General features: G+C 55.6%; 26 protein-coding genes. 6 read left to right on the top strand and 20 right to left on the bottom strand.

Going from position 1 to position 26666, the window contains the following annotated elements:
- Positions 1-39: 39 nt before the first annotated feature.
- The 8 genes from pstB (WC600_10120) to WC600_10085 all read right to left on the bottom strand — a co-directional run bounded on the left by pstB (WC600_10120) (position 40) and on the right by WC600_10085 (position 8317).
- Entirely contained in the window at positions 40-870 is an 831-nt protein-coding gene (gene pstB / locus WC600_10120) for a phosphate ABC transporter ATP-binding protein PstB (GenBank protein MFA4903090.1), read from the bottom strand.
- Between the two features lie 59 nt (positions 871-929).
- Positions 930-1787, bottom strand: coding sequence for a phosphate ABC transporter ATP-binding protein PstB (gene pstB, locus WC600_10115; protein MFA4903089.1), 858 nt, complete (start codon positions 1785-1787; stop codon positions 930-932).
- Positions 1788-1805: 18 nt separating this feature from the next.
- Entirely contained in the window at positions 1806-2648 is an 843-nt protein-coding gene (gene pstA / locus WC600_10110) for a phosphate ABC transporter permease PstA (GenBank protein ID MFA4903088.1), read from the bottom strand.
- On the bottom strand, positions 2645-3580 hold the full coding sequence (pstC, locus tag WC600_10105; protein ID MFA4903087.1) for a phosphate ABC transporter permease subunit PstC: 936 nt from the start codon (positions 3578-3580) through the stop codon (positions 2645-2647). Before pstC ends, pstA begins: the two co-directional genes overlap by 4 nt.
- 79 nt (positions 3581-3659) lie before the next feature.
- On the bottom strand, positions 3660-4712 hold the full coding sequence (pstS, locus tag WC600_10100) for a phosphate ABC transporter substrate-binding protein PstS (GenBank protein ID MFA4903086.1): 1053 nt from the start codon (positions 4710-4712) through the stop codon (positions 3660-3662).
- A gap of 432 nt (positions 4713-5144) precedes the next feature.
- A complete protein-coding gene (locus WC600_10095) occupies positions 5145-6920 on the bottom strand; it encodes an ATP-binding protein (protein MFA4903085.1) in 1776 nt (591 codons plus the stop codon).
- Between the two features lie 90 nt (positions 6921-7010).
- The gene (locus WC600_10090) at positions 7011-7697 is read right to left on the bottom strand and encodes a response regulator transcription factor (protein MFA4903084.1); all 687 of its coding nucleotides are present in this window, start codon (positions 7695-7697) and stop codon (positions 7011-7013) included.
- 38 nt (positions 7698-7735) lie between these two features.
- Entirely contained in the window at positions 7736-8317 is a 582-nt protein-coding gene (locus tag WC600_10085; protein ID MFA4903083.1) for a PAS domain S-box protein, read from the bottom strand.
- Between the two features lie 219 nt (positions 8318-8536).
- Between WC600_10085 and WC600_10080 the strand changes: the two genes are divergently transcribed.
- A complete protein-coding gene (locus tag WC600_10080) occupies positions 8537-8926 on the top strand; it encodes a thioredoxin family protein (GenBank protein MFA4903082.1) in 390 nt (129 codons plus the stop codon).
- Between the two features lie 87 nt (positions 8927-9013).
- Here the strand turns inward: WC600_10080 and WC600_10075 are convergent, their stop codons facing one another.
- Complete coding sequence (locus WC600_10075) at positions 9014-9454, bottom strand: universal stress protein (protein ID MFA4903081.1); 441 nt, start codon at positions 9452-9454, stop codon at positions 9014-9016.
- A gap of 250 nt (positions 9455-9704) precedes the next feature.
- Here WC600_10075 and WC600_10070 point away from each other — a divergent pair, with 250 nt between their 5' ends.
- The 3 genes from WC600_10070 (at position 9705) to ccsA (ending at position 12415) form a co-directional block, all read left to right on the top strand.
- The gene (locus tag WC600_10070) at positions 9705-10109 is read left to right on the top strand and encodes a glycine cleavage system protein H (protein MFA4903080.1); all 405 of its coding nucleotides are present in this window, start codon (positions 9705-9707) and stop codon (positions 10107-10109) included.
- A 102-nt stretch (positions 10110-10211) separates the two neighbouring features.
- On the top strand, positions 10212-11558 hold the full coding sequence (locus WC600_10065) for a cytochrome c biogenesis protein ResB (protein MFA4903079.1): 1347 nt from the start codon (positions 10212-10214) through the stop codon (positions 11556-11558).
- Positions 11555-12415 carry a cytochrome c biogenesis protein CcsA gene (gene ccsA / locus WC600_10060; protein ID MFA4903078.1) on the top strand — a complete coding sequence of 287 codons (861 nt, stop codon included), beginning with the start codon at positions 11555-11557 and terminating at the stop codon, positions 12413-12415. The genes WC600_10065 and ccsA overlap by 4 nt, the downstream gene beginning before the upstream one ends.
- 89 nt (positions 12416-12504) lie before the next feature.
- Here the strand turns inward: ccsA and WC600_10055 are convergent, their stop codons facing one another.
- The 3 genes from WC600_10055 to WC600_10045 all read right to left on the bottom strand — a co-directional run bounded on the left by WC600_10055 (position 12505) and on the right by WC600_10045 (position 14321).
- Positions 12505-12741 (bottom strand): hypothetical protein, encoded by a 237-nt coding sequence (locus tag WC600_10055; GenBank protein MFA4903077.1) that lies wholly within the window; start codon positions 12739-12741, stop codon positions 12505-12507.
- A gap of 144 nt (positions 12742-12885) precedes the next feature.
- Positions 12886-13794, bottom strand: coding sequence for an LD-carboxypeptidase (locus WC600_10050; GenBank protein ID MFA4903076.1), 909 nt, complete (start codon positions 13792-13794; stop codon positions 12886-12888).
- A 2-nt stretch (positions 13795-13796) separates the two neighbouring features.
- On the bottom strand, positions 13797-14321 hold the full coding sequence (locus WC600_10045; protein ID MFA4903075.1) for a hypothetical protein: 525 nt from the start codon (positions 14319-14321) through the stop codon (positions 13797-13799).
- A gap of 225 nt (positions 14322-14546) precedes the next feature.
- Between WC600_10045 and WC600_10040 the strand changes: the two genes are divergently transcribed.
- Positions 14547-16127, top strand: a complete 1581-nt coding sequence (locus WC600_10040; GenBank protein MFA4903074.1) for a glycosyltransferase family 39 protein — start codon at positions 14547-14549, stop codon at positions 16125-16127.
- On the opposite strand, the gene WC600_10035 is transcribed toward WC600_10040, so the two are convergent.
- From WC600_10035 to ilvA, 6 genes are all read right to left on the bottom strand, one after another.
- The gene (locus tag WC600_10035) at positions 16027-16425 is read right to left on the bottom strand and encodes a response regulator (protein ID MFA4903073.1); all 399 of its coding nucleotides are present in this window, start codon (positions 16423-16425) and stop codon (positions 16027-16029) included. The two genes, WC600_10040 and WC600_10035, sit on opposite strands and share 101 nt — an antisense overlap.
- Before the next feature lie 342 nt (positions 16426-16767).
- Positions 16768-17139 (bottom strand): DUF721 domain-containing protein, encoded by a 372-nt coding sequence (locus WC600_10030; protein MFA4903072.1) that lies wholly within the window; start codon positions 17137-17139, stop codon positions 16768-16770.
- A gap of 137 nt (positions 17140-17276) precedes the next feature.
- Positions 17277-18506: a pyridoxal phosphate-dependent aminotransferase gene (locus WC600_10025; protein ID MFA4903071.1), complete on the bottom strand. Its 1230-nt coding sequence runs from the start codon at positions 18504-18506 to the stop codon at positions 17277-17279.
- 1156 nt (positions 18507-19662) lie between these two features.
- The gene (locus tag WC600_10020; protein MFA4903070.1) at positions 19663-20943 is read right to left on the bottom strand and encodes a hypothetical protein; all 1281 of its coding nucleotides are present in this window, start codon (positions 20941-20943) and stop codon (positions 19663-19665) included.
- Positions 20930-21520, bottom strand: coding sequence for an HAD-IA family hydrolase (locus WC600_10015; GenBank protein ID MFA4903069.1), 591 nt, complete (start codon positions 21518-21520; stop codon positions 20930-20932). Before WC600_10015 ends, WC600_10020 begins: the two co-directional genes overlap by 14 nt.
- A gap of 546 nt (positions 21521-22066) precedes the next feature.
- Positions 22067-23281, bottom strand: coding sequence for a threonine ammonia-lyase (gene ilvA, locus WC600_10010; protein MFA4903068.1), 1215 nt, complete (start codon positions 23279-23281; stop codon positions 22067-22069).
- Positions 23282-23406: 125 nt separating this feature from the next.
- Here ilvA and WC600_10005 point away from each other — a divergent pair, with 125 nt between their 5' ends.
- Complete coding sequence (locus WC600_10005) at positions 23407-23829, top strand: HIT family protein (protein ID MFA4903067.1); 423 nt, start codon at positions 23407-23409, stop codon at positions 23827-23829.
- Between the two features lie 59 nt (positions 23830-23888).
- On the opposite strand, the gene WC600_10000 is transcribed toward WC600_10005, so the two are convergent.
- Positions 23889-24728, bottom strand: a complete 840-nt coding sequence (locus WC600_10000) for an aminotransferase class IV (GenBank protein MFA4903066.1) — start codon at positions 24726-24728, stop codon at positions 23889-23891.
- Positions 24729-24915: 187 nt separating this feature from the next.
- A complete protein-coding gene (gene pabB, locus WC600_09995; GenBank protein MFA4903065.1) occupies positions 24916-26304 on the bottom strand; it encodes an aminodeoxychorismate synthase component I in 1389 nt (462 codons plus the stop codon).
- Positions 26305-26666 lie beyond the last annotated feature (362 nt).

The following is a 26666-nucleotide window of genomic DNA, read 5'->3' as shown; positions in this document are numbered from 1 at the left end:
TTTTTGGTAGGAAAGCTGGAGAATCGTGCAGTCGGAGGCTCAACCGAAGCGGCCGGTGATGTATTGCTCGGTTTGCTTATTGGCGGGATTGGTGAAAATTTGTTGGGTGGTGCCGAATTCTATGACCCTGCCGACGTAAAAAAAGGCGGTGAAGTCTGAGACCCGGGCCGCCTGCTGCATGTTATGGGTCACGATGACAATGGAGTATTCGGCTTTCAATTCGTTAATCAGCTCTTCCACCTTGGCGGTGCCGATGGGGTCGATGGCCGAACAGGGCTCGTCCATGAGCAGGAGTTCCGGCTCCACCACGATGGTTCGGGCGATACAGAGGCGCTGCTGTTGTCCGCCGGACAGGGCGGTGCCCGGGCGATGCAGGACGTCTTTGACTTCATCCCACAAGGCGCTACGCTTTAAGGCATCCTCCACCCGGTCCGCCAGTTCGCTCTTGCTCAAGGAGTAGTGCATCTTGAGGCCGTAAGCGACATTTTCAAAGACGCTCATGGGAAACGGCGTGGGTTTCTGGAAGATCATGCCGATCTTCTTGCGGAGTTCCATGACATCCTGTTTGGGGTCCAGGATATTGACGCCGTCCAGCCAGATTTCGCCTTCGGCGCGCTGGTCCCGGTACAGCTCAAAGATGCGGTTATAAACTCTTAGATGGGTGGACTTGCCGCAGCCAGAGGGGCCGATAATGGCGGTCACATGATGTTCGGCAATATCCAGGTTGTTGTCGAACAGGGCCTGGGTTTCGCCGTAGTAAAAATTCAGGTGCCGGACGGAAAGCTTGACGGGCAGGCCCAGACTTTTCAGCAGGACGGCGGACGGAAAGGTGTCTTCCATAGCGCTGGTATGGTTGGAATCGTTGGCCACGGGCTGGTCTTCTCTGGTTTTCTGCGCCAGACTAAACATGCTCATTATAGTAGGGCAAATCAAGAAAGGCTTTCATATTTTGGTTGATTTTCCAGGAGTTCCCTCAGTTTTTCCTTAGGGGGCACCTCGTCCAGCAGAGAATGCCGGTCAAAGATTTCTTCGGTGGTGCCGAAATCGATGATATGCCCCTCGAAAAAAAAGGCGGTGAAATCCGATACCCGGAGCGCCTGGGCCATGTTGTGGGTGACGATGGTAATGGTGTACCGGGATTTCAATTCATGGATCAGGGCTTCGATCTTGTTAGTGCTCAAGGGGTCGATGGCAGAACAGGGTTCGTCCATGAGCAGGACCTCCGGCTCCACCACAATGGCCCGGGCGATACAGAGGCGCTGCTGCTGCCCCCCGGACAGAGAGGTCCCTGGCCGATCCAGATGGTCCTTGACTTCGTCCCAAATGGCCGCGCCCTTAAGGGCCTTTTCCACCCGGTCGGCGGTCTCGCTCTTGTTCAGGCGATAATGCTGTTTTAAGCCGAAGGCCACGTTCTCGAAGATGGACATGGGAAAGGGGACGGGCCGTTGAAAAACCATGCCCACCTTCTTACGGAGTTCCATGACATTCGTCTTGGGAGAAAGGACGTCCAGGCCATTCACCTGCACCTGACCCTCGGCATAGAAATCAGGATAGAGTTCGTAAATCCGGTTATAGATCCGCAGGTGGGTGGATTTGCCGCAGCCGGAGGGGCCGATGATGGCCGTCACTTTATGTTCGGCGATATCCAGGTTGTTGTCAAACAGGGCCTGGGTCTCGCCATAAAAAAAATTCAGGTGGCGCACCGAAATCTTGGGAACGGGGGTTCCAGGAACCGTATCATAATACGGCGCCGCCAGATTTTCGGGTTGCAGGGTATCGCTTGTCATCTTAGGCTCCAAAACTTACTATTGTTTTGTCCTCAAGACAAAACGGGCTGCTAGGGTGAAGGCTAGCACCGACACCGTAATCAGCAGGGACGCCGCCCAGGCAATCCGCTGCCAATCCTCATAGGGCGACACGGCATAGTTGAAGATGGTGACAGTGAGGTTGGGAGTGGGGCCTGACAGGGAAGAAAACCAATACGGGCTGTTGAGCGCGGTGAATAGCAAGGGCGCGGTCTCGCCGCTGACCCGGGCCACGGATAGCAGAATCCCCGTAAGCAAGCCGGCCTTGGCCGCCCGGAACACCACCGCCAAGGTGACTTTCCAGCGTGGGGCGCCCAGGGCCAGGGCTGATTCCCGCAGGGTGTTGGGCACCAGGCGTAGCATGTCTTCGGTGGTCCGTGTGACCACCGGTATCATGAGGATGGCCAGGGCCACGACGCCGGCATACCCCGAAAAGTGTCCCAAGGGGAGCACGACCAGGGTATAGGCGAACACCCCCACGATGATGGAGGGCATGCCCATGAGGACGTTGGCGGAGAACCGGCTTTGGTCGGCGATCCAGGATTCCTGGCCGAACTCCGCCAGGTAGATGCCAGCCAACAAACCGATGGGCACGGATAGGAGGGTGGCGACCACGGTCATGGCCAGGGTCCCCAGGAGGGCGTTGGCCAAGCCGCCGCCGCCCAAGCCGGGCGGGGTGGGCAACCGGGTGAAAAAGTCAAGATTCAAGGCCCCCACACCCCGGATAATCACCCCGGATAAGATCCAAATCAGGGCGCCGATGCCCAGCAAGGCCGAGATCACGGACCAGACGCTTACCATCAGGTCCATGAGGCGGCGACCCGTAGGCGGCCGGGGCTTCATAAGCCCACACTCCAGGATTTGTACATCTTTCGCAGCATGTACTGAGCCAGCATCTGCACCAGATAAGTGATGACAAACAATACCAGGCCCAGTTCAATCAAGGAGCTGAGATAGATCAGCTCCGTGGCTTCGGTGAACTCATTGGCCAGGGTGGAGGCGATACTGTTGCCCGGAGCAAAAAGGGAGGGAGAGATGCGGTGGGCGTTGCCGATCACGAAAGTGACCGCCATGGTCTCTCCCAGGGCACGGCCCAGGCCCAGAAACAGGGCTCCGATAATCCCCACCAACCCGTAAGGGATGGTCACTTTATAGGTGACTTCCCAGGTGGTGGCCCCCATGCCGTGGGCCGATTCCTTGACCACGTTGGGCACCAACTGGAACACGTCCCTGGTAATGGCGCAGATAAAGGGCAGGATCATGAAGGCCAGGATAATCCCCGCGGTCAGCATCCCCAACCCCATGGGCGGCCCTTGAAAGAAAGGCAAAAAACCCAGGGTGCCTTGGAGCAGCGGTTGCACGTACTTGGCCATGAAAGGCCCGAACACGAACATGCCCCACATGCCGTAAATGATGCTGGGAATGGCGGCCAATAGCTCGATCATGGTGCCCACCGTCTTGCTGAGCTTGGGCCGAGCCAGCTCCACCAGGAATATGGCGATGGCGATGCTCAAGGGCACCGCGATGACCATGGCGATGAGGGTAGACACGATAGTCCCGAAGATGCTGCTAGCGGCCCCGAATTGCTCAGTAACCGGGTTCCAGTTTTGCGAGAATAAGAATCCGACCCCGAATTTTTTGATGGACGGCATCGAATTGCTCAGCAATTCAAAGAAGATTCCCGCCATGAGCAGGGGCGTAATGAAGGCACAGACGGCGCTCAGCCACTTAAAGTAGTAGTCGCCTCTTGAAGTCAGTGGGGATGATTTTGACATAATTCGGAAGCCGAGTCTGATTGCATGAATCGAGATCAGGTAGGGTAGGTTACCCCTACCCTACCCATACAGGAAGAGATTATTTGAATTTTACAGGGTTGCCGCCGGCCTTCACTTCTTTGGCCCAGGTGGCTTCAACCATCTCGACGACATTTTTCGGCATGGGCACATAGTCCAGTTTCTTAGCCATCTCGTCGCCGTGCTCGTAGCACCACGTGAAGTATTTGAGCATGGCCTCGGCCTTGGCGGCGTTAGGCTGATCCTTATGGATCAAGATGTAGGTGGCGCCGGTAATGGGCCAACTCTGCTCGCCCGGCTCATTGGTAATCATCAGATAGTAACCGGGGGCGTTTTTCCAGTCGGCATTGGCCGCGGCGGCCTGGAAGACCTCGATGTTCGGGGATAAAAACTTTCCGTCTTTATTCTTAAGTTGGGTATAGGCCATTTTATTTTGCAGGGCATAAGCATATTCCACGTAGCCGATGGAGCCGTTCACCACTTTTACCTGGCCGGCCACGCCTTCATTGCCTTTGCCGCCGATGCTGTTGGGGGCCGGCCACTTCACTGATTTCCCCGCTCCCACCTTCTCTTTCCACTCCGATGAAACCTGTGACAGGTAGGTGGTGAAAACATAGCTGGTGCCGGAACCATCGCTGCGGTGCACCACAGTGATGGCCTGGGAAGGGAGCTTAAGGTCGGGGTTGAGGGCCTTAAGGGCAGGATCATCCCACTTGCTGATCTTACCGAGATAGATATTGGCCAAGGTTTCGCTCGTGAGCTTTAACTGACCTGGGCCGATTCCGGGAGCATTGACTACAAGCACCACGCCGCCCATGATCATGGGAAACTGCACCAGGCCGGCCTCGGTCAGGGCTTCCGGCTTCAGGGGTTCTTCAGAAGCCCCGAAATCCACGGTCTTGGCCTTGATCTGGGCGATGCCGCCACCGGAGCCGATGGACTGGTAATTGAGCTTGACGCCGGTGAGAGAGTTATACTTGTGGGCCCACTGGGAAAAGATGGGGTAAGGAAACGTCGCGCCAGCCCCATTAATGGATATGTTATCCGCCTGGGCCAAACCGACTGCGGCCATGAGGCCCGCCATTACTGCTGTCAACCATGCTGCTTTTTTCATCAATGCTCTCCCTTGTAAAGTTAATGTATATGTCAGGTTTATTAGGAAATTGTTAGCGTCCTGTTAGGATTGGGCAAAGATCGGGAAATTACCCGCGGCAGTCCTTTCACCCTGGCGCCACCTTTTTCTGCGCCCAAAACCCCCGTTTTCAAAGGGGGACTTGGGTCAGTTGCAGATATGGCCGGTCCCGGCAGATGACGCGCACCGGCGATATTTCCGTAAGGATAGCTTGTGAAAATTAGCAAGCAGTGAGCGGTCGGCTAGATTTTGGCAAGAATTAGCTGGATGGTGTTTAGCAGGGGGGTATTGGGCGAGACCTAACCCCTACGGGCGGTGCCCAACCAGAGCTTGGGCGGAAAGTGGCGTTCCCAAGTGCAACTTGGGAACGAGAGCGCGAACCTAACTTTGAACCTTGAACGTTATGACGTTGAACTAACTCTGAGGCAAGTGGATGAAGAACGTGCTGCCTTTGCCAGGGGCGCTCTGGAGGGTAACATAGCCCTCGTGGGCTTGGGCGATGTGTTTGACGATGGCCAATCCCAAGCCGGTGCCACCCACCTTGCGGCTGCGGCCAGCGTCTACGCGGTAGAAGCGTTCGAAGAGCCGGGGCAGGTGTTCCGGGGCGATGCCGGGACCCTGATCCCGCACCAGGATCAGAACTTCGCCGAATTCGGCGCGGGCCTCCACCTGCACGGGCCGGGCCGCGGGACTGTATTTGACGGCGTTGTCGATGAGGTTGACCACGGCCTGCTCCAGGAGGGGGGCGTTGATCTGTGCGGCCAGGTCATCAGGGCAGGTGAGGTCAATGGCGATGTCCTTGGCTGCGGCCCGTTCCCGGCAGACCTGGATGGCATTGCGCAGGACTTCCTTGAGGCGGCCAAGGGACAGGGCAATTTTGCCCTGCTCCGAATCCTGCTCGATGCGGGACAGGCTTAAGAGGTCGTCGATGATTTCGTTGAGGCGGTCGGCGTGCCTGGCGATGATCTGCAAAAAACTCAGGGCATTTTCCGGTTCCTGCATGGCCCCGTCCAGGAGGGTTTCCACGAAGCCTTTGATGGAGGTGATGGGGGTCTTGAGCTCATGAGAGACATTGGCGACAAAATCCCGCCGGGCCTGCTCCAGGCGACGCAACCGGGTCACGTCGTTGAGGACGATCAGGGCCCCGAAGGCCTTGCCCTGGAGATCCCGAAGGGTGGTGCCCGTGACCTGGAGGAGCCGGTCCCGGCTGTTATCCCGGAGAATGATCTCCCCGTCCACCTGTCTGGGGCTGGCCAGGGCGCGGGTCACAAAGTTTTGGAGATCGGGATTCCGCACCACTTCCGGGAGGGGACGCTCACGGGCGGCCTCAGGGTCAACCCCTAGCAGCCGGGCACCGGCCTGGTTCAGGGTGATGAGGCGTTCCAGGTGGTCCACGGCCATGACGCCCTCCACCATGGATGCCAGCACTGCGTCCTGCTCCTGACGCTGGATGATGATGGTACGGATGCGTTGGTCCAGTTGAGCCGCCATGGAGTTCAAGGCCTCGGCCAGGCTGGCCAGTTCGTCGGAGGCGGGCACGGGCACCTTGACTCTTAAATCCCCCTGAGCAAACCGCTGGGCCCCTAGCTTCATTTCTTCCAGAGGACGGGACAGGCGGCGGGCCATGAGCAGACTGAGGAGGGCCGCTAGAAGGGCGGCGCCCATGCCTCCCAGGGCGACTTTAAAATACATGCCGTTGAGCGCCCGGCCGATAAAGAGAACGGGCAGGGAAGCCCGCACCACACCGATAACCCGGTTCTGCTCCATGAGCGGCGCCGCCACGTACATCATGGGGGTTTCTTCCGTGTAGCTATGCCGGGTGGAGATGCCGATCTTGCCTCCAAAAGCCTGTTGGATTTCGGGCCGGTCGGCGTGATTGTCCATCGAGGCCGGGTTTTGGGCGGAATCGCCCACGACCTTCCCGGAGGGCAGAATTACCGTCAGGCGGGTGTGGCTGAGTTGGCCCAATTCCTTGCAGAGGCGGTCCACAGCCGCGGGATTTAGAGGGTTGAGCAGTTCCTGAAATTGCGGTTTGACCAGATCGGCCCGGACCGTCAAGTCCGCGGCGGTCTGCTCCAGGAAAGAATGACGCCAGGCCTGGGACACGTACCAAGTGACCGCCAACAGGGCCAACAGGACAATGACCAGGTATGAGGGAAAGAGTTGGGCTACCAGGCGGCGGCGGCGCATTTGAAATCCGTTTCCAGTTTTCGGTTTTCAGTTAAAAAAACAAGAGAATCATTAAGCATTACATAAATGTTTTGCATTTGAAAGCGATGCTTATTCTTTGAAGCGGTAGCCCACGCCCCGCACCGTCTCGACGTATTTGCCGGCGGCGCCCAGTTTTTTGCGCAGGCCCACGATCTGAACGTCCACGGCCCGCTCGGACACGGAATAGTCTTCGCCCTGGACCCCCTGGACGATCTGGGACCGGGTAAAGACCCAGCCGGGCCGCCGGGCCAGGAAGGCGAGGAGACGGAACTCGGTGGAGGTCAGGTCCACGGGCCGGCCCTGGACCAGGACTTCATGGCGGCCGGGGTGGATGGCCAGTTCGTGGAGTTCGAGGCTATCGGCTTCCACCGTGGGTTCCGCCTGGCGGCGGCGGAGCACGGCCCGGAGCCGGGCCAGCAGCACCCGGGGGCTGAAGGGTTTGGTGACGTAGTCGTCGGCGCCCAACTCCAGGCCCGCTACGATGTCGGCCTCTTCGCCTTTGGCGGTGAGGATGATGATGGGGAGATCCCGGGTCTTGGCGTCCATCTTGAGTTCCCGGCAGATCGTCAGCCCATCGATCCCCGGCAACATCAGGTCCAGGATGATGAGGTCCGGCGGCTGGGATCGGGCGGTGCGCATGCCCTCCTCGCCGGAGAGCACTCCGGTCACCCGGTACCCTTCCTTCGTCAGGTTGTAGCGCAACAACTCCAGGATGTCTTCCTCATCCTCCACCACCAGGATGTGCTCTTTGGGCATGAAAATCTCCCTCAGACCTCGATATGTCCAAAAGTTCTTTAAGGTTTGGTGGCACAGGTTTTCAACCTGTGCAGCGTGTGCTTTCGCTTGCGGCAACCCGGTGCCGCCGAGGGCGGCGGCGCTACATTTTCATGGTTTTGGTTGCGCCAATGGCCCATGAATGGCTCGTTCCCGAGCTCCCTTGTCCCCGTGGCCTCCAACTCAGCCAGGCGTCTTTTTAATTCCTGGTCCCGCTGCCAGCGAGTGGTGACGTCCCGGATGAGGGCCGCGGCCCCCAGGACCGCACCCTGGTCGTCTTTAATCAGGGTGATGGTGAACTCCAGGGATATCCGGCTGCCGTTTTGCTTGAGGCCCGGCACTGCCAGGAGTTCCGTGGCGTAGCGGCTGACACCCGTGGCCATGACCCGGCGGTAGCCCTGGTTATGCCGGTCCCGCAGCTTCTCGGGGATGATCACCGCCAAATCGTGGCCTAGTACCTCGGCGGCCTGGTAGCCGAACATAGCCTCGGCCCCGGCATTCCAGAGGCGAATGCGGCCCTCGCGGTCGGCAAAGATGATGGCGTCCCGGCTCTCGGTAACGATACGGCGGCAGAGCCAGTCCTGAAAATCCGCAGCAGCCATACACACCCGCCATGCGATGCAGATCAGCAAATCCCCATTGCTAGTATTTTGATATACACCCGTTAGGGAACAATTATAAAGGGAAAATTGCGGCCCGGGGGAGAAAGTGCGGCTGGTGGCTTCCTGCCATTGATTTTTCCCTGTTCCTGTTTTACTGATGTTTAAGGATCTGAAACTTCCGAATAGGGGATACTTAACGTTAGCGAAGGAGATAGCGGGATGATGCAGAAACCAAACTGCGGCAAAATCTTGATCCTATTGCTGGTGGGGTGGATGTGGCTGGCTCCGGTGCTTCCGGCGCGGGCCCAGAGTCTGGCGGCCCGGACAGCCCTGCCGGTGTTGCTGGAGTTCGACCGTAAATTCTGCCCCATCTGCCGGGCGTCGGAAATCGTGATTCTGGCCGTCAAGGAGGAGTATCCCGGACAGTTCCAGGTGCGGAAACTCTATATGGATGAGGACGAAGCCTGGTTTCGCCGGTTTAAAGTGGCCATCGTGCCTTCCCAGGTGTTTTTGGACCCTGCGGGCCAGGAAGTCTACCGCCACGAAGGTGTCTTCAAGAAGGAAGACTTGATCCAGAAACTGCGAGAGTTGAAGTTTATCGGGGATTAATTACGGGAGTTGCGAGCGAGACTGACACAGAAACCCCTCCGGCGGAACCGGAGGGGTTGGAGATAGCACCCGTAGGAGAGATGCGCTTTAGGGATGGATGGTGAGCACCGGGCAGGGGGCGCTTGCCACCACTTTGTCGGCCACACTGCCGAAAATGGCCCGGTCCAACCCTTTGCGGCCATGGGCGCCCATGATGATCATATCGATCTTTTCTTTCTTGGCCAACTCCAGGATTTTTTCCGCGGGGGAGCCCACGTCCACCCGGGTTTCCAGCTTGGGAAACCCTTTAAAGAATTCCTGCGCGGTGCCAGCCATTTTCTTTTTGGCCGAGTTTACCGCCTCTTCCTGAAAACTCTGGATGTTGCCGTGGGGCACGAAAAAAGTGGAGAAATTCGACAGATCCTGCGTGACAAACAGGACATACACGGTGGCGCCAAATTTTTCCGCAAGGGTGGAGACCCAGGGCACTAAGCTTTCAAAATGCGAGGCAAAATCAATGGGAAAGAGAATTTTTTGAACCTGTTTCATCGAGCAAGCCTCCCTTCGGCTGTTCTGCGTGGGGATTGTGAAATTTAGAGTAAACTAATCAATGCCCCGGTTCTTGTCAAGTTAAAAAGCCAGAGTTGCCCCGAGATGCAGAACGAAGAGAAAAATGATGCAATAACCACTAAGATAGACATGCCACGCAAAAAACCCTTGCCAAACCTTTTGTGGGTTATTATATTTCCCCAGCGTCTGCCCTTAAAGGGAATGGAATCAGACTATCTCGAGGATTGGGGTGAGTACCATCGGTGAGATGCGCTTTAGTCCGGACCATGTCTGGGTCCGGATGGATGATGACACGCAGGCGACCATCGGCCTGACGGATTACCTCCAGGAGAAATTGGGGGAGATCTATGGGTTGCGGCTGCCCGAGGAAGGCGAGGAGTTCATCAAGGATGAGCCCTTCAGCATGATCGAAGCCAAGAATGGGCGCCGGGAGTTGAAGGCCCCGATCTCCGGCGAGGTTGTCGAGGTTAACTACGAAGCGGCGGAAGTGCCGGAAATCATCAATGAGGACCCGCTCACGGAGGGTTGGTTGGTTAGAGTGGAGATGACTTCCGGTCAGGAATTCGATGAGTTGCTCACCGAAGAGGAATACGAGGATCACTTGAGCGAAGAAGAAGATCTGGAAGAAGACTGAGTTTAACCCCAGTTATTCCACAGGTCATTCTCCCTCCCCCAGTAATACGGGCGCTGCCTGATGCCTCGATATCGTTAGAAGGTCACCAGCGCCGGTCAATGCATGTCTGCCAGCCGAATTCATTCTAAACCCAAGTCATGGCTATGGGGGACCTTAACCTCCATCCGCCTGACCGTCTTTGTCCTGCTGATCCTGGCCGCGGTGGCGGTCATCGGTACCGTGGTGCCCCAGAACCAGCCTCCGAGCCAGTACGTGGGCCGGTTTGGAGAAGCCTGGGGAGAATTGCTTTGGCGGGGCGGCTTTACCAACGTCTACTTCAGCCCCTGGTTTCTGGCGCCCATCGTCCTGTTGGCGCTCAATATCCTGGCCTGCATAGTCCACGGCCTGCCCCAGGCGGTGAGACGCGCGGTGCGCCCGCTCACCCGAGAGTCAGCCCTGGCTTTGCCCGAACGGGGCCAGGTTACCTGGCCGGCGAACGTCGACCCCCATGCAAGGATCACGGAGGTCCTGCACCGGGAGTTGGGCCACTGCCGCCGGGAAACTTTCCAGGATCAAGAGGTTTATCTCCTGGAGCGGGGCCGCTGGCGTCCGTTGGGCCCTTACCTGATCCATGTGGCCCTGCTATTGATTCTGGCGGGGGGGCTGATCGGCAAATTCTGGGGAGTGGACGGCCAGTTGTCCATAGACCAGGGGGAAGTGGCCAGCGCCTTTCAGGTGGGACCCCGGACGGAGAAGCCGCTTAACTTCCAGGTGCGCCTGGACAACTTCCAGGTTTCCTATTATGAACCGGGAGGGACCCCCAAGGAATTTCGCTCAGATCTGACCTTTTTTAAAAATGGCCGGGAGGGTTTCCGGGCTACTTGCCGGGTCAATGAGCCCGTGAGCTTCGGAGGCTTAACTTTCTATCAGTCCTCTTATGGTACTGAAGCCACCGGCCCCATCCGCCTGAGCGTGCAAATGGGGGAGCAACGCCAAACCATCGAGGCGCCCCTGCGCCAGCCGGTGGAGTTGCCCGGGGACCGGGGCAAGGTCATCGCGGTCCGGGTGGACGGCAACTTTCAGGGCTACGGCCCGGCGGTGCTTATGGCTTATAGTCCCGGCGGCGGTCATCCTCAGGTATTTTGGGCACTCAAAGACCATCCCGAGTTGGGCGAGCAACCCGGCCCCTATCGGTTCACCGTAGAGTCCGTCCCTTTGAGGTATTATTCGGTTTTCCAGGTCAAGCATGATCCCGGGGTCTGGTGGGTGTACGCCGGCTTTCTCTTGTTTCTGCCCGGGCTGTATCTGGCCTTTTTCCGGCCAACGGAGCGCTGGGCCCTGGTCTTGGCTAAAACCCCTAAAAGGCGATGGCAAGCGCGCCTGCTGGGGGCCAGTCCCCGCCAGCGAGAAGAATTCGCCGCCCGCCAGGAACGGCTCCTTATGGAGTTGAAGCGAGGGACTCCGTCATGATCAGCCAGATCTTCGGCCTCGTCATGCTGGTCTATTTATTGGTGGCTATCCTGTTTCTGATGGAGGAGTTGTGGTCGTCGTCCCGCTTGCAAGCCGCGGGCCGGAACGTGCTCTGGCTGGGGCTGGGAATCCAGACCGTTGGCCTCATCGGCCGCTGGATCGAAAACTACCAACTGGCGCTGGAACATTCCCCGACGGCAGCTTTAGCCGAAAAACTGCGGCTTATCACCCTGCACGCCCCGTTGTCTAATTTCTATGAGTCCCTGATCTTCTTTGCCTGGTGTCTGCCGGTGTTGAGCCTGCTGGCCTTCCGGCGCTACCTCAAGGGCTACCTGGGTGCCCTGATCGCCGTGCTCTCCACTCTCCTTTTGGCCTATGCCTCTTTCGGGGTAGACAGCCACATCAAACCCCTGATGCCTGCCTTAAAGAGCAACTGGCTGCTCGTCCATGTGGTGACCTGCTTTTTGGGCTACGCCGCCTTTGCTCTGGCCTTCGGGAGCGCCATCCTTTATTTGATCCAGGAGCGGCGGCCCCGGCCTGCTCTGCCGCCTTTGCCCGCTCTGGACAGCCTTATCTACCGCACCACCGTATTGGGATTTCTGCTGCTGACCCTGGGAATTGTCACCGGTGCGGTGTGGGCGGAAACCGCCTGGGGGCGCTACTGGAGTTGGGACCCCAAGGAGACCTGGTCGCTGATCACCTGGTTTATTTATGCGGCCTTACTCCATGCCAGGCTCCTGAAGGGCTGGCAGGGACACCGCATCGCCTGGCTGGCGGTGCTGGGGTTTATGGCGGTATTGTTCACCTACTTCGGCGTCAGCTTCCTGCTTACCGGTCTGCACTCCTACCTGACCTGAAAAGGTAAGGGGCTGAGAACGGAGAAATTCTCAACCCCTCGGGTATGGAGATGCGGTAATGGGTATAGGGAAATGGGTTGAACCGGCCCTCAGACTGCCGGCACTTTGCTGGGTTTACAAAGCAAATCTTCGGAAGGCGCCAGCCGGCCACACTGCTCGCACACATATTTCAGGTCTTCCATCTTGCCCTTGCAATAATGTTTGGCATGGGGTACCTGTTTGCTGCAATAGGCACAAGTGGCCATTTCTTCAATAGGGGCACATAGATGGCCCTTTTCCGTCGCCACTGCCCCACAGGTTTTACAGGTATATACTTTTTCAGCCATAACTCCTCCTCACAGAGATGGGGTTTACCAAAAACATAAGGCCCAAAAAGCGCTTGTCAATGGGAACAGCTGGGCATTTATATTATAAAATTTAAAAGACCAGGGTGGCTTGCTGGGCGGGAGGACTGCGGAACAACGCAGGAGTTAGGCCAGGAGAATCAAGGAGGCGGAGTCGGCATCCAGGCGCGCCCGAGCCCCTAAAGGCAGGGTGTGGTTATCCGGCTGGTGGCCCACCGGGAAGTCCGCCAGCACCGGCACCTTAAGGGACGCCAGGGCCGTGGTGAAGACCTCCAGGAGGCCGTCTTGGGAGCCGCAGTTGCTAAAGGCCCCTAACACTACTCCCCGGACGCCGTCCAGGACCCCGGCCAGGAGCAGGTGGTGGAGCATGCGGTCCAGGCGGTACAGGGCTTCGCTATGGTCTTCCAGAAAGACCAGGTAACCGTTAAATTGCGGAGCGTAGGGGGTACCCACCAGGTGGCACAGGGTGGTAAGGTTGCCGCCGGCCAGGGGACCAACGGCTGCGCCGGGGTGGAGCACGGTAAGGTTTTTGTAGGTTATGGCTTGCGGACCCATCGCTGTAAGCCAGGCATAGAAATTTTCACGGGCCGCGGTGGTCAGCTCGGGGAGCTGGGCCACCACGGGGCCGTGAAAGGTCACCAGCTTCAAACGCCGGTGCAGGTCCCAGAGGAGATTGGTGAGGTCGCTGAAACCTACCAGCCGCTTGGGGGCAGTCTTAAGCGCGGCAAGATTCAGGTATGGCAGCACCTTGAGGGAGCCATAGCCTCCTCTGACCCCGATGACGGCCTTGACTTCCGGGTCCAGCCAGAGTTCCTCAAAACGCCGGGCCACCAACTTATCGGTAGCCACCCCATATTGGCGGGGTTCTAAAACCTCCGGACCGCAGCGCACCTGAAAGCCCCAATCCCGGAGGATCCGCATCCCGGCTTCCCAGGGAGCCCGGCTGACCTGGCTGGCCGGGGCCGCCACGGCCACCAGGTCCCCGGGGAGCACCGGGGGAGGCCAATGGAAAAGCGGAAGCGAGTTGCTGTCCAAATTCAAGGTTCCGAGGGTGAGTCTGGAGAATCAGGCTTTTTAAAATATTCCAGCATTCCCATGAGCATAAAGGCCTTGGTTATGCCGGCAAAGAATGCGCAGTAGCAGAGCATCATGGGGATTTCAAAAATCAAATGTTTCGGGTCTCCCGACTCCCAACGAATTATTGTGTCCCAGCGAGGGAAGAAGTAAAGAGCAAGATAAGTTATCAACATAAGGAAACCGAATGCAAACGCCTTCCAGGCTTGACGCCGCAGGGCTGATCCGAAGATTAACATACGCTTGCTGAAGGTGTCTAAAATGACAAACAGCGTGACGAGGGTGGCGAGGGCGGTAATCAGATCGGGGGAGAGTATCCTATAGCTGCCATCATTGGCCATGTTTTCCAGCGGGATGAGCTTGGTGAAGGCGTTGGAAAGGGGAAATAAGACGGAGATGCTTCCCAGGAGGCCCCAAAGGCTTTGGAGAAACCTGAGAAAATCCCTGAATTGCTCAAGAAAGGCCGCTCCTTGCTTTCCTCCGTCCATGATCACCTCCGACATACATGGCCCAAGGTGGCTAATGTCAGCATCCGACCTCTAGCCCTTCCTTCTCCTAATTCTTTATTCTTTGCAAGATGCCGATTTTCCTATTTAATACCAGGGAAAAGAGTACCGTTTTTTAGCAAATCTATCAAATATGACAAAAAAATTGTATATTAATAACGTTCGATATTAATTGCTTACTATATCTCCCACTGCCCGGCAAGTAAGTTGATCAAGAGCACTTATCGTCTACCCATTAACGCCACCTGGGCGGCCCTGATTATCCTCTTTGGTGTGGCGGTCTATTTCCGTCTCTATGACTTGGGGGGCCGGGACCTGTGGACCGATGAGGCCTGGTTGGCTCTGGCGGCCATGCAGCCCAGCGCCCTGGCCGCCCTGGCCGCGAGGCAGTCCACCCCGCCCTTTTATTTGCTGAGCGTGTGGGGCGCGGTGCAGCTCTGGGGCCACAGTGAACTGGTGCTCCGGGGGCTCTCCTTTCTGTTTGGCGTCGGCACCCTTGTGGTCGTCTGGCGGCTCGGCCGTGCTCTCTTGGAAGGTCCGGCCGCGCTGCTGGCCCTGGCCGCAGTGGCCTTCTCCCCCATCATGGTCTACTATTCCAAGGAACTCAAGCAGTATAGCGGGGACGCCTTTTTTGCCATCCTGGCGGTTTGGCTGGCGGAACGTCTGCGAACCTCCCAGGGTGAGCGAGGCTGGCTGGTCCTGGCCCTGGCTGGGGTAGTTGGTTTGGGCTTTTCGCACGCCCTGATTTTCACCTTGCCGGTAGTGGGGGTGGTCTTGTGGGCCGCCCTGCCCCCGGGCCATAGAGGCCGTCTGGCCCTGGTGGGCGGGGCCTGGGTCCTGGCCTTCGCCATCTACTATATCGTGTTTTTTCGGCGGGAGATAGACCCCGGACTGATGGCGTATTGGGCCCAGGACTTCCCGAATCTTTCCGGGGTGGCGCCATTTTTTAAATGGCTGGGGCCAGCTCTCTACCGCTATTTCTGGTATTTCCTGGGTGAGTGGGGGGTATTCTGGGGGCCGGTTTTGCTGGCGGCCGGCGTGGTCGCGTTAATCCACCAGAACCGTGGTAAGTTCTTATGGTACTTGGCGGGGCCGCTGCTGCTGGCCTTCGGGGCCGCCTGCCTGCACCGTTATCCGTTCATGGCCCACTACGGCGGCAACCGCCTGATGTTGTTCAGCGCCCCGTTTCTCTATCTGACCGTAGCGGCAGGGAGTTGGGCTGTGTTCGCCTGGCTCTGGCATCGGCGCCAACGCTGGCTGGCCCTGGTCCTGACCGTAGCGTTCCTGGTGGCCCTCAACCCGCGGGCCGGGCTCCGTGAAAACCTTTATCCCCTCAATAACCGGGAAGAGATCCAACCCCTGGTGACCCACCTGGAAGCCAACCTCAAACCCCGGGATCTGGTTTACGTCTATTATTTTGCGGTGGCGCCCTTCAAATACTATTACCGGGGACCAGCTGCCGGGGTCTGTTGGGGTCAATCCTGCATAGAAAAGGGGCTGGACACTACGGAGTCAGACGGAGCCTCTCCCCAGAGGCTCTGGCTCATTGCCTCCCACATTCCGGACCTGAATTTTCTGCGCCAGTTCGCCGCCAACCTCTTGGGCCCGGACTGGCGGGAAGCTGCTTGCCTCACCCGCGTTGGCGCAGTATTGCTCAGGTTTGACCGGCAGAACCAGCCGGCGGCCGCTAAAACCCCGACCGGCCCTTCAACACCGCCTGAATCCGGCGCTCCAGATCAGTCAACCGGTACGGCTTATAAATCAACCCCAGGGCGCCTTCATCCTTGAGCGCCGCAGCCTCCTGAAAAGAAAAGAATCCCGACGCCATCAGCACCCGGGCCCTGGCGTCCAGGGCCTTGAAATCCTTGAGAACCTGGCGGCCATTCTTGTCCGGCAGGTAATAATCCAAAACCACCAGGTCAACCTGCTCCAGTCTTTTGTACTTGTTCAGGGCTTCAGTGCCGTCCCCCGCGGTCTCCACCCGGTATCCCAGGTGTTCCAGCAGTTCCCGGCATAGATCCCGAATCAAGGGATCGTCTTCCACCAGCAGGATCGTAAGCGGTGACTTTTTTACTATTCTGGTCATGGGCACCCATCACTCCATGGCAACGGCGTAACTGAGCGGTCACTGGGTTCGAGATGAACAAACTTTGATGGTGCTTACTGATTTTATTTTTTTGTATTAAATTTATAATATCAAATTTTATTATCTTTTTGAATTAGTTGTGAACCCTCTGCGAAAGTCTCACGTACCGCTCCCTTTAGTCAAAATGTAGCGCAGACGCCCTCGCCTGCGCTTAACTGAAGTGTGGACAGCCGAGAGCGGCTATCCTACGCCAGTATCTAAAAGGGAAAACGGCGTTAAAGCTTTATTCGGATGGATTAGGGAATTTCTTTAGGACTGATTGAGATTTTTTTTTTGGGGGATCTATGAGAACTGCCCTATCCGGACCCGCAGGTCTTTGACCTTGCCGGGTCCCAGGGCTTGCTCCAGGGCTGCCAGGATTTTCGGCTTCAGGAATTGCAGTTCCTGGCTCCAGGGGCTGTCGCTGACTTCCACCCAGAGTTCCTTGCGGCGCAGGTCCACCAGCCGGGAATGCGCCAAGAGCGCGGCCGGGATCGCCTTTTCCCAGACCCGACGGATATGCTGGCGCAGTTCCAGGTCGTCTTTGTCGCCGGGGGACAAAATCCCCTGGACCACCTCTTTGACCGGCACCGGCCGGGGCAACTTGGGGCGTTTGGCCATGAGACACCGCACCTGTTTTCGGTTTTCAGTTTTGATGAACTCGTAAAAAGTCATTTTCCCCCTGGTTAAGCGGATTAAGGGGGAAAATAACTGGTCGAAGACGGATTATTTCACCCCCACCCTAACCCTCCTCCATCAAGGGGGAGGGAATTTTTGACTTTTTACGAAGCTATCAAATTTCAGTCAAAAAATTATCCCACCAATTTTTGTTTAGTCCGGGCAAAACCGGGGGCTGCGGCCTGGATGACCTGCTCAGGCACGCAGAAGGCCAGGCGGAAATAGCCGGCCCGGCCAAAACCTCGCCCCGGCACCGCCAAAATATTTTCTTCCTTGAGGGCCGCCACGAAGCTTAAGTCATCCCCGCCGGGGGCCTGGGGGAAGAGATAGAAGGCGCCCTTGGGCTTGAGGAATTTATAGCCCGCGCCGGCGAGGAGGTCGCAGAGGAGGTCCCGGCGCCGGGCGTAAGGGGTGATATCCAACGTCACTTCGGTCAAGTTCGCTACCAGCCGCTGCATCAAGGCCGGGGCGTTGACAAATCCCAGGATGCGGTTGGCCAGCACCATGGCGCCTTCCAGTTCACCGCGGCCGGTGGCCTTGGGGCTCACGGCGATATAGCCCAGGCGCTCCCCGGGGATGGACAGGTCCTTGGAAAATGAGGTGACCAGCAGGGTGTTGGGGTAGGCCGCAAAGACGCTGGGGACCTCCATGCCGTCATAGACTATGTGCCGGTAAGGCTCATCCGCGACCAGGTAAACCGGCCGGCCGTGGCGCCCGGCGTGGTGGGCCAAAAACCGCCCCAACTCTTTCAAGGTGGCGGCGTCGTACATCTGGCCGGTGGGGTTATTGGGGGAATTGATGATCACCGCCCGGGTCCGGGGGCTTAAGGCCTCACCCAGGCGGTACAGATCGATCTCAAAGTTCTCGTCCGTTTCCACCACCCGGGCAATGCCGCCGTGGTTATCGGCATAAAACAGGTATTCGGGAAAATAGGGGGCCAGAATCAGGACTTCATCCCCCGGGTCCAGCAAGGCCTTGAGGACGACGTTGAGCCCGCCGGCGGCCCCGCAGGTGAGGATCAGGTCCTGGGCCTTGAATTCCAGGCCGTGGTGCCGGCAGAGCATGTCAGCCAGGGCCTGACGGGTATTAAGGAGCCCGGCGTTGGGCATATAACTGTGTAGGCCGGGACGCAGGTCCGCGGCCACTTTGACCAGTTCCTCTTTGAGCCGGGGCGGCGGCTCCAAATCGGGATTGCCCAGGGTGAAATCATAGACCCGGTCCGGCCCCAGGCGAGCCTTGAGTTCAGCGCCCTCTTCGAACATGCGCCTGATCCAGGAGGAGTTTTGCATTGCAGCTCTGATGCGGGCGGAAATGGCCATGGTTGGGGTTTCCTGTTTGCCGTTTTCGATTTCTAATTTTTCCATTTTTTCTTTGGGAATAGACCTTATAGATTAGCCAGTCAGGCGGTCCGCCATTCAGGAGGTTAAGAGCCGACGGAGCCCATGACAAGTCATTTCAACCTGCGTTCGATAAGAATGGTCAGGCTGAGCGCAGCGAAGTTTCTCATATTCTAACAAGTAAGTGCTCATCCGAAAACGTTTAAAAATGCGACGGCCTTCAAAGTCCTCCTTTGGTAAGGTATTTGATTTAAAGCTGTTTCCGGATAGTAACATAATTACAGCCGGCGTTTTGTTCAAAATGATAGAGAAAAACGCTCTTTAAATGCGCTTTTTCCCCTCAAAACTACCCAAAAAATCGCTGGAAATATCCGGGCGCGGGCTGATTTGAAGGGCAAATCCGGCACATGTGCCGGGACATTGCCAAGGTACCCTCGCCATATACCCGGCCTAAACCCGCATGAAAGCGCGTTCCGGTCGAGGCAGTGCCAAGGTTGTCACGCGCTTGTCCCGCGCCTGTCCCAGGGTAATAATCCGACTTTCGCATAATTTAGTCATTAATATCAATAAATTAATGATGGGCTGGCATCCCCGTGCCGGGACGCGGTACAGGCGGGGCGGCTTGCGCCTGCCGATTTCCCTCAGGTTGGCCAGCAGTGAGCCGCTTTTATCCCGGCAAGGCATGGAGACAGCATAAACTGGGGACTGGGAGGGCATCCAGCAAGGATGAGAAAGGTGACAGGCTTTTGAAGGGGTCAGGATCACTTGCAACCACGCCATAAACGATGGCGTGGGAGGATTCTAGCGTTTGCCATAAATTCATACTGCTGGCTGATTTTTAAATCCCCCTTAAATCCCCCTTTGGCAAAGGGGGACTTTAGAAGTAATTCCTTAACGTTCCCAAAGGAGGGTCAGAAGAAATTTAGGTTTTAGATCATTCTCCATTACGGAAAATAATTTTGACATAATATAATGATACCATATTGAATATTCATTTTTCCTTGCCTGCCAACACATGAATAGCAGTAATTAGCTATTACAAGCGCAACTCAAACCCAACCCATCAAAAGATTTGCCCAATTAATGAAAATCAGGCAGGAAAACTTGCGGATAAAATAAGTTTCTTTGTTATCACGGCGTGGTATAAAGGTCTATCTATGGATTGGGTTATCTATAAAAAGTTTTAAATAGTTAGGTCATTGATACACCTAAATATTAATGGCCCCACTGTTCTTACTATTTGTTTATCTCTATCAGTGAATCTACGAAGAAATCTCCTATTTCTTGTTAATTTGTTAAAGATGATAAAATAATATCGAGGTTCTGTATTAGAAATAGAAGTACATATATATGTTGTATATATGGCCTCCCGAATTAAACCTTCATATTCATGCTTACTATTAATAAGTTCACTCCTCAATTCATGATTAATACCATCATTGATTCCCACTGTAGAACTTTTTATTAATATGGCATTAAATATACTCATGTTGTTTAAATTTGCAAATTCTGTCTTTGGCAACGAAGTTTTTTCATTCATTGAATATCCATGCGATATAAATGTGCGTTGACCATCCTTGCAAATTATTAAACCTAATTCGATATTTAATCTTTCACATAATATTTGTATAATTGAGGTTATACATGTTTTCTTATCAAGGCATTCAGATATGTCCTCCATTAATTTTTTATGATTAAATTCTTTTCTTCTTTCTACAGCAAAAATAGAACCAACTAATATCAATATTGGAATTTCAATATAATATCTTTTTATGAACCATTCAATATTATTATAATTATCAATTTGGATGCTAAATGCTCTAACAGTTTCTGGAATACTAATAACATGAAACAATCTATAATTTAAAGAGATTGATAAAATGTAGAAAATTCCAGTAAGAAAAATACAAGAGTATATTTCAATATCTGAATTATATCGCGATATTACACATATAGGGATAAATAATAGTAAATAAAAAATAAAGAAAGGATCACCACAAAAAACGCAAAAAATAAAAGAAAATATTATATCAATAATAGTTCTTGCAACCCTTCCATCAGCATATGTTGGACTTTTAAACCAACTTGTTAAAACAAGACAATAAATAAGATAAAAGAAACTAATTATTACTAAAAAAGGATTACTAGTGCCGAGATATTCAAGATAAAATATATAAGCAATAAATATAGCAGCAAAAATAAACCTAAAAGTAGTTGCTATAGTTGGAATGAATTTTATAGATTTCAAGCTGATCGATCTGTAAATATATATACAAACAAGGAAAAATAATAAAAAATAAGGAGGAATCTCAGTAATCGAACCAATACCAAAGATGGTATTTATCTTTTTAACAATTCTTGGGAGCGTTACAATGAGAGAACATAATGCGGCAAACAATCCAATAATTTTTGTAATTGGATGGTTTAGAAATGAATATATGTGTCTAAATCTATTTAATTTCATTTTTATTAATATTAACGAAATATTTTATAATTTTGACCAGTATTTGTTCAAAAATCCTTGGGATAGTTACCATCAGTACTGGATCTAGTTTCCAGTTTATAGGCTTAACTAAAATTGATATCATTCCAATATTATTAGCCCCTATAATATCAGTTAGGATACGATCACCTATAACTACGGTATTGTTAACATTTGTCCCAAGAGCATATAGTGCTTCTTTAAACGCTAAAGGATCAGGTTTCTTATACTTGCTTCTGATCATTGGAATTCCGATTTGTCTCTCGATATTTCTGAGCCGAATATCTGCATATGTCTGATTTGGATAATTAGATAAAAAGCAACATTTATACTTTGAACTAAAATAATGTATGATCATTTCAGTATTCTTATCAATCGTATTTCTATTAAAACCAATAAGAGTTTGATCTACATCAAATATTATCCCACGAACATTCTTAAGATTGGGAAGCAAATCATACAACGTATTAATATCATTAATCTCATACGAAGGCAGAAGAAGCTTCGGTTTTAATAACAAATTTATATTATGAAAAAAATCTTTATTGAATAAATGCATATAAACCCCTTCTTGAAGGAGTACCTTAGCATACAATCTCAATTAGAGGAATATTTTTGAGGAGAGATTTTCACAAACCAGCTATTTTGAGAAGTACGGGGAAATTGATGCATTATAGATAAGTTTCTAGTGTTCATTATGCTATCTAGAAAAATGTTAACCCGCACAGGCTGGAAAGCCTATACACCCGCTTTTATGGTTCATGGCTTGCCAGCAGGTCAGGTTCAATCGCTCACTGCGCACTCACTCTTGATTATGCCGCAAGAATTGTTAGAAAAATAACATAGGTGCATTAGCTGCCGGTTTCTTGCCACCAGCAAAACTTATCAAAAATTCCAAAGGATTGCCGATAGGATCAACATGTTATCCTTTTCAGGCGTCGCTAACCTGCCAAGGTTGCGGACAGGTTTGGATTTTTGAGGATACAACAGAAAAAGATAGAGAACCGTCGAGCCTCTATCAAAATTCAAGTTGAGGCTGCCTAGACAAGCGTTGGCTAAAGCCTGCGGCTATCCTATATTACAAGTTTTGCAGGGGGCTCCGTCTTTAAGGCTTTTCTTCAACTTTATAGCCCGCCTCCTGCAGGGCCTTGAGGACCGTGTCGCCGTGTTCCGGGCCACGGGTTTCCAGGTTGAGTTCCACCCGGGTGTGATCCAGGGGCAGTTCCTGGGCCAGGCGGTCGTGGAAGAGATGGAGGATGTTGGCACCCTGTTCACCCAACAGGCTGGTGAGCCGGCCTAAAGAGCCGGGGGAATCGGGGAGGGCCACCCTCAGGGTCAAGAGGCGGCGTTTGGCCAGCAAGGCCCGGGGCACCACCCGCTCCAGCAGGGGGATGTCGATATTGCCGCCGCTCACCAGCAGGACCACCCGGCGGCCCAGGTCCCGGCCCGCCAGGGGGCCCAGCAAAGCCGCCGCGGCCACCGCGCCCGCCCCTTCGGCCAGGACTTTTTTCCTCTCCAGCAAAAGGAGCAGCGCCTGGACGATTTCCTGCTCCGAAACCTGCACCACTTCGCTCAAGTGCTGCTGCAAGACGGGGAAGGGGTGGCGGCCAATGAGGGGGACGTTAATGCCGTCGGCCAGGGTGGGGCGGGACGGCACCGGGGTGGGGGCGCCCGCCTGCAAGGCCGCGGCCAGGGAAGGCACCTGGGCCGTCTGGACGCCGATGAGACGCACCTGGGGTTTGCACGCCTTTAAGGCCACGGCCACACCTGCGGCCAGGCCACCGCCTCCCACCGGCACCACCACGGTTTCCACTTCGGGCAAGTCCTCGATGATCTCGAGTCCCAGAGTGCCCTGCCCGGCAATCACTTCGGGGTCGTCATAGGGGTGAATGAAGGTGTACCCCTGAGCCACCAGTTCCTGGGCCCGAGTCAGGGCCTCCCCCAGGTCCCGGCCATGGAGGAGCACTTCGGCGCCATAACCCCGGGTGGCCAGTTGCTTGGAGATAGAGGCCCCCTGAGGCATGACGATGGTCGCCGGCAGATTCAGGTGGGCCGCAGCGAAGGCCACGCCCTGGCCGTGGTTGCCTGCGGAGGCGGCCACCACGCGGGCGCCTTCCCCCCGTTCTTTGAGCAGGGTCAGGCGGTTGATGGCCCCCCGCAACTTGAAGGAACCGGTGGTCTGGAGGTTTTCCAGTTTCAGGAAGACTTCCCGGCCACTGACCCGGCTCAAGGTATGGGAGTAGATGAGGGGAGTGCGAAGGACCACTCCGGCCTGCCGCACTCTCGCGGCCTCGATCTCTTGGATGGTTATGGCGGTCATTACTCTGGGTTCCGCGGCCCTGGCTAAAAAAGAACCTTGGTGAAGTGCGGACATACATACTATTTTTCGGCTATAATGACAAGGAACTAAACTTCCAGAGACAGATTACCGATGAAAGGATAGTAATGCGAGACTGCATTTTTTGCCGGATAGCGGCGGGGGAGATGCCGGCGGTGCGCATCCTGGAGACGCCTACGGCCTTGGCCTTTCTGGATATCGCGCCGGTGCACTATGGGCACACCCTGGTCATCCCCAAGGCGCATCACCAGAACCTGTTGGAGCTGCCGGATGGCCTCTGGATGGAGATGGGCCAGGTCTGCCGGCAGGTGGCCCAGGCCCTGCAGGCCACGTTACAGGCCCCGGGATTCAACGTCCACATGAACAATTTCGAGGCCGCGGGGCAGGTGGTGTTCCATGCGCATCTACACGTCATCCCCCGCTACCACAGCGACGGCCTGCAACTCTTTCCCCAAGGGGACTACCAGCCCGGTGACATGGAGAAGACCGGCGAGCAGTTGCGCCGGGTGTTGGAAAGGATGGGGGGATGATTAAAGACAGGTTTCAGGTGTCAGGTGTTAGTTAATAAGGAAAACCTTCGATCCTGTACTTATGTGGCTTCCAGAAGCTCTTGAAGAAATGATGTAGCGGCGCTGATAGTGAGCGGCGTGCCGTCGATGGCGGCCACCGGCATGAGGCCCATGAGGGAGTTGGCCAGCCAGAGGCCGTCGGCCGCTTGAAGCTGAGCGACGCTGGTGGGACGGGCAGAAAGGGTCCGGCCCCGGGCGCTTAAGCCCCGGCGCAGCACCGCCAGGGTGATGCCGGGAAGGGAGCTTAAGGCTTCTGGGGTATAAAATTGCCCCTGATGAAGGTAGACCAGGCTGGTGGCGGCGCCTTCGGAGACCAGGCCATCGGCCTCCAGGATAAGGGCCTCTTGAGCCCCGTGGTCCAGGGCGTACTGCCGGGCTGCCAGGTAGAAGAGGTAGTTGAGGCTCTTGTGGCGGCCTACGAAGGTGGAGCGGCCTTCAGGGAAGACCGCTACCGCCCAGCCCGCGGCGTATTCGGCCGGGGTGGGAGGGGTATAAGGGTGGGCCCAGATGACCAGGGTGGGCCGGCAGTCCTCCGGCAGGCCCAGACCGGGCGCGATTCCCCGAGTGAGCAGGATTTTTATCCGGGCCGGTCCCTGGGTCAGGCTGTTGGCCGTGAGCAACCGGCCTAGACGCTCTTCCCAGGGGAGTTCGGCGGGAAACGGCAGACGAAAAGCCTGGGCAGATGACTTGAGACGCTCCAGGTGCTCGTTAAGAAACTGCACCCGGCCTGAGTCCGCGCGCAGGGTTTCAAACAGGCCGTCCCCGAACTGGAAACCCCGGTCGTTCACCGATATGTGGGCCTGGGCCAGGGGCAGCAGGTCGTCATTGAGCCAGATGAATTGGAGGTCCGTTTCATTCATTACGGTTGCCCTTGCACTTAGCCTCGGGAAATAGGAACTTACAATCCCTTTTTGGAATGAAGGAATTATATTTTTATCAGATAGTTAAGCAAATCCCCCCTACCCCCCTTTTACAAAGGGGGAATAAAAACGCCTCGGCAATCAGCGGTTCCTTCATTATTCACAAACCTGCCTATTCTTCAAGCTCTTACAAGTCGCCCTCGATAAGGCGGAATAGGGTGCGGCCCTTGTGGAGGGTTTCTTCGTATTCGTCTGCTGCGATGGAGTCATAGACCACGCCGCCGCCTACCGCGAAATGGCCCTGGCCTTGGGAGACGATGGCGGTGCGGATGGCCACGTTCAAGTCCAGGTTGCGGTGCAGCCCCAGGTAGCCGATGGCCCCGCAGTAGACGTGGCGCACATGGGGCTCCAACTCGTCGATGATCTCCATGGCCCGAATCTTGGGGCAGCCGGTGATGGAGCCCCCGGGAAAGGTGGCCCGCAAAATATCCACCGCGGTGCATTCGGGGCGGAGCTCGCCGGTGACAATGGATACCAGGTGGTAGACATTCTGGTAGGCTTCCAGGCGTTTGTGCTCCGTGACCTGCACGGTGCGGGGGAGGCAGACCTTGCCCAGGTCGTTGCGTAACAGGTCCACGATCATGGACAGTTCGGCGTCGTCCTTCAAGCTCGCGGCCAACTCCCGGCGCAACTCGGCGTCCGCGGCCGGGGTGGCGCCCCGGGGGCGGGTGCCTTTGATGGGCCGGGTCTCGAGATAATCCCCCCTCCGGTAGAGAAAGCGCTCCATGGAAGTGGATAGTATCTGAAAATCATCACAGTGGAGATAGGCATAAAAGGGGGCGGGATTTAATTGGAAGAGGCGCTGGAATAGATAATACGGCTCCCCGGACAGCGGGAAAGAAAAGCGCTGGGTTAAATTGACCTGGTAGACGTCGCCATTACTGATGTACTCCCGGATGCGGGTGAGGGCTTTCAAGTAGGCGTCCCGGGTAAAGTTGCTTTGGGGCTGGCCCACCCGGTAGGGGCCCACGGGCGTGGCCGGTGGCCAGGCCAGGGGCTCAGGTGAGGCTGTACGCCTCCCCTTCACGTCTTCATGGGTGATGCCGACCTGATGGAAGCGCCCGGCCCGGCGATCATGGACTATGAGCCTCCGGGGGAAGGCGAAGACCATTTCGGGTAAGTGCAGGTCGTCCACCGCGGTGGCGGGCAGGCGCTCCAGATGGTTTTTCAGGTCATAAGCCAGAAACCCCAGGGCGCCCGCGGCCATGGGGGCCAGCGGGGTATCCCCCGGCAACTCCAGCGCCCCCATCACTTCGGCAAGCACGTCAAAGGGGTTGGCATCAAGGACCCGGGTGTCGCCGTTCTGCTGCACCGTAACCCGGCGGCCTTTGGCCCGGAGGACCAGGTACGGGTCCCAGCCCATGAGGGAATGACCGGCGCAGTCCAGGTCCCCGCCGCTTAAGAGCAACATGGCATAAGCGCGCTGCCGCACAGCGCCGAAGAGCGCCGCCAGGCCGGCAACCCCCGGTGGCGGCTCGTAGGGCTTGACCTCTATATCGACTACCCGGCCGATCATAATTTGCTCCAGAAGCAGTTTTTGAGGGGAGGACCGGGGAACGTTTTCGTAAGTGTCCCCCGCCCTCCCCTCAAACTCCCCTCTCATCCCAGTAGTGTCCGGCAAGCATTTTGCAAAGACCGTTCCCCATCAGAATATCAAAAGGTAGCCGCAGCTTAAGCCTGCGGCCGCACAGGCTGGAAAGCCTGTGCCACCAAAATCCCCTCTCCCCTTCGAGGGGGAGAGGGTTAGGGTGAGGGGTGGCTTCGTCTGCGATTCACTTCCCCCTCACCCTGCCCTCTCCCCCATTGGGGGAGAGGGAAAATACATTAAAAATCTGGAAGTTAGGTAATGGCCTCTTTTAAGAAATCATTTTCTCGTCT

The sequence above is a fragment of the Desulfobaccales bacterium genome (assembly GCA_041648175.1).
Classification (GTDB): domain Bacteria; phylum Desulfobacterota; class Desulfobaccia; order Desulfobaccales; family 0-14-0-80-60-11; genus 0-14-0-80-60-11.
This window is presented reverse-complemented; position numbering and strand designations above follow the sequence as displayed.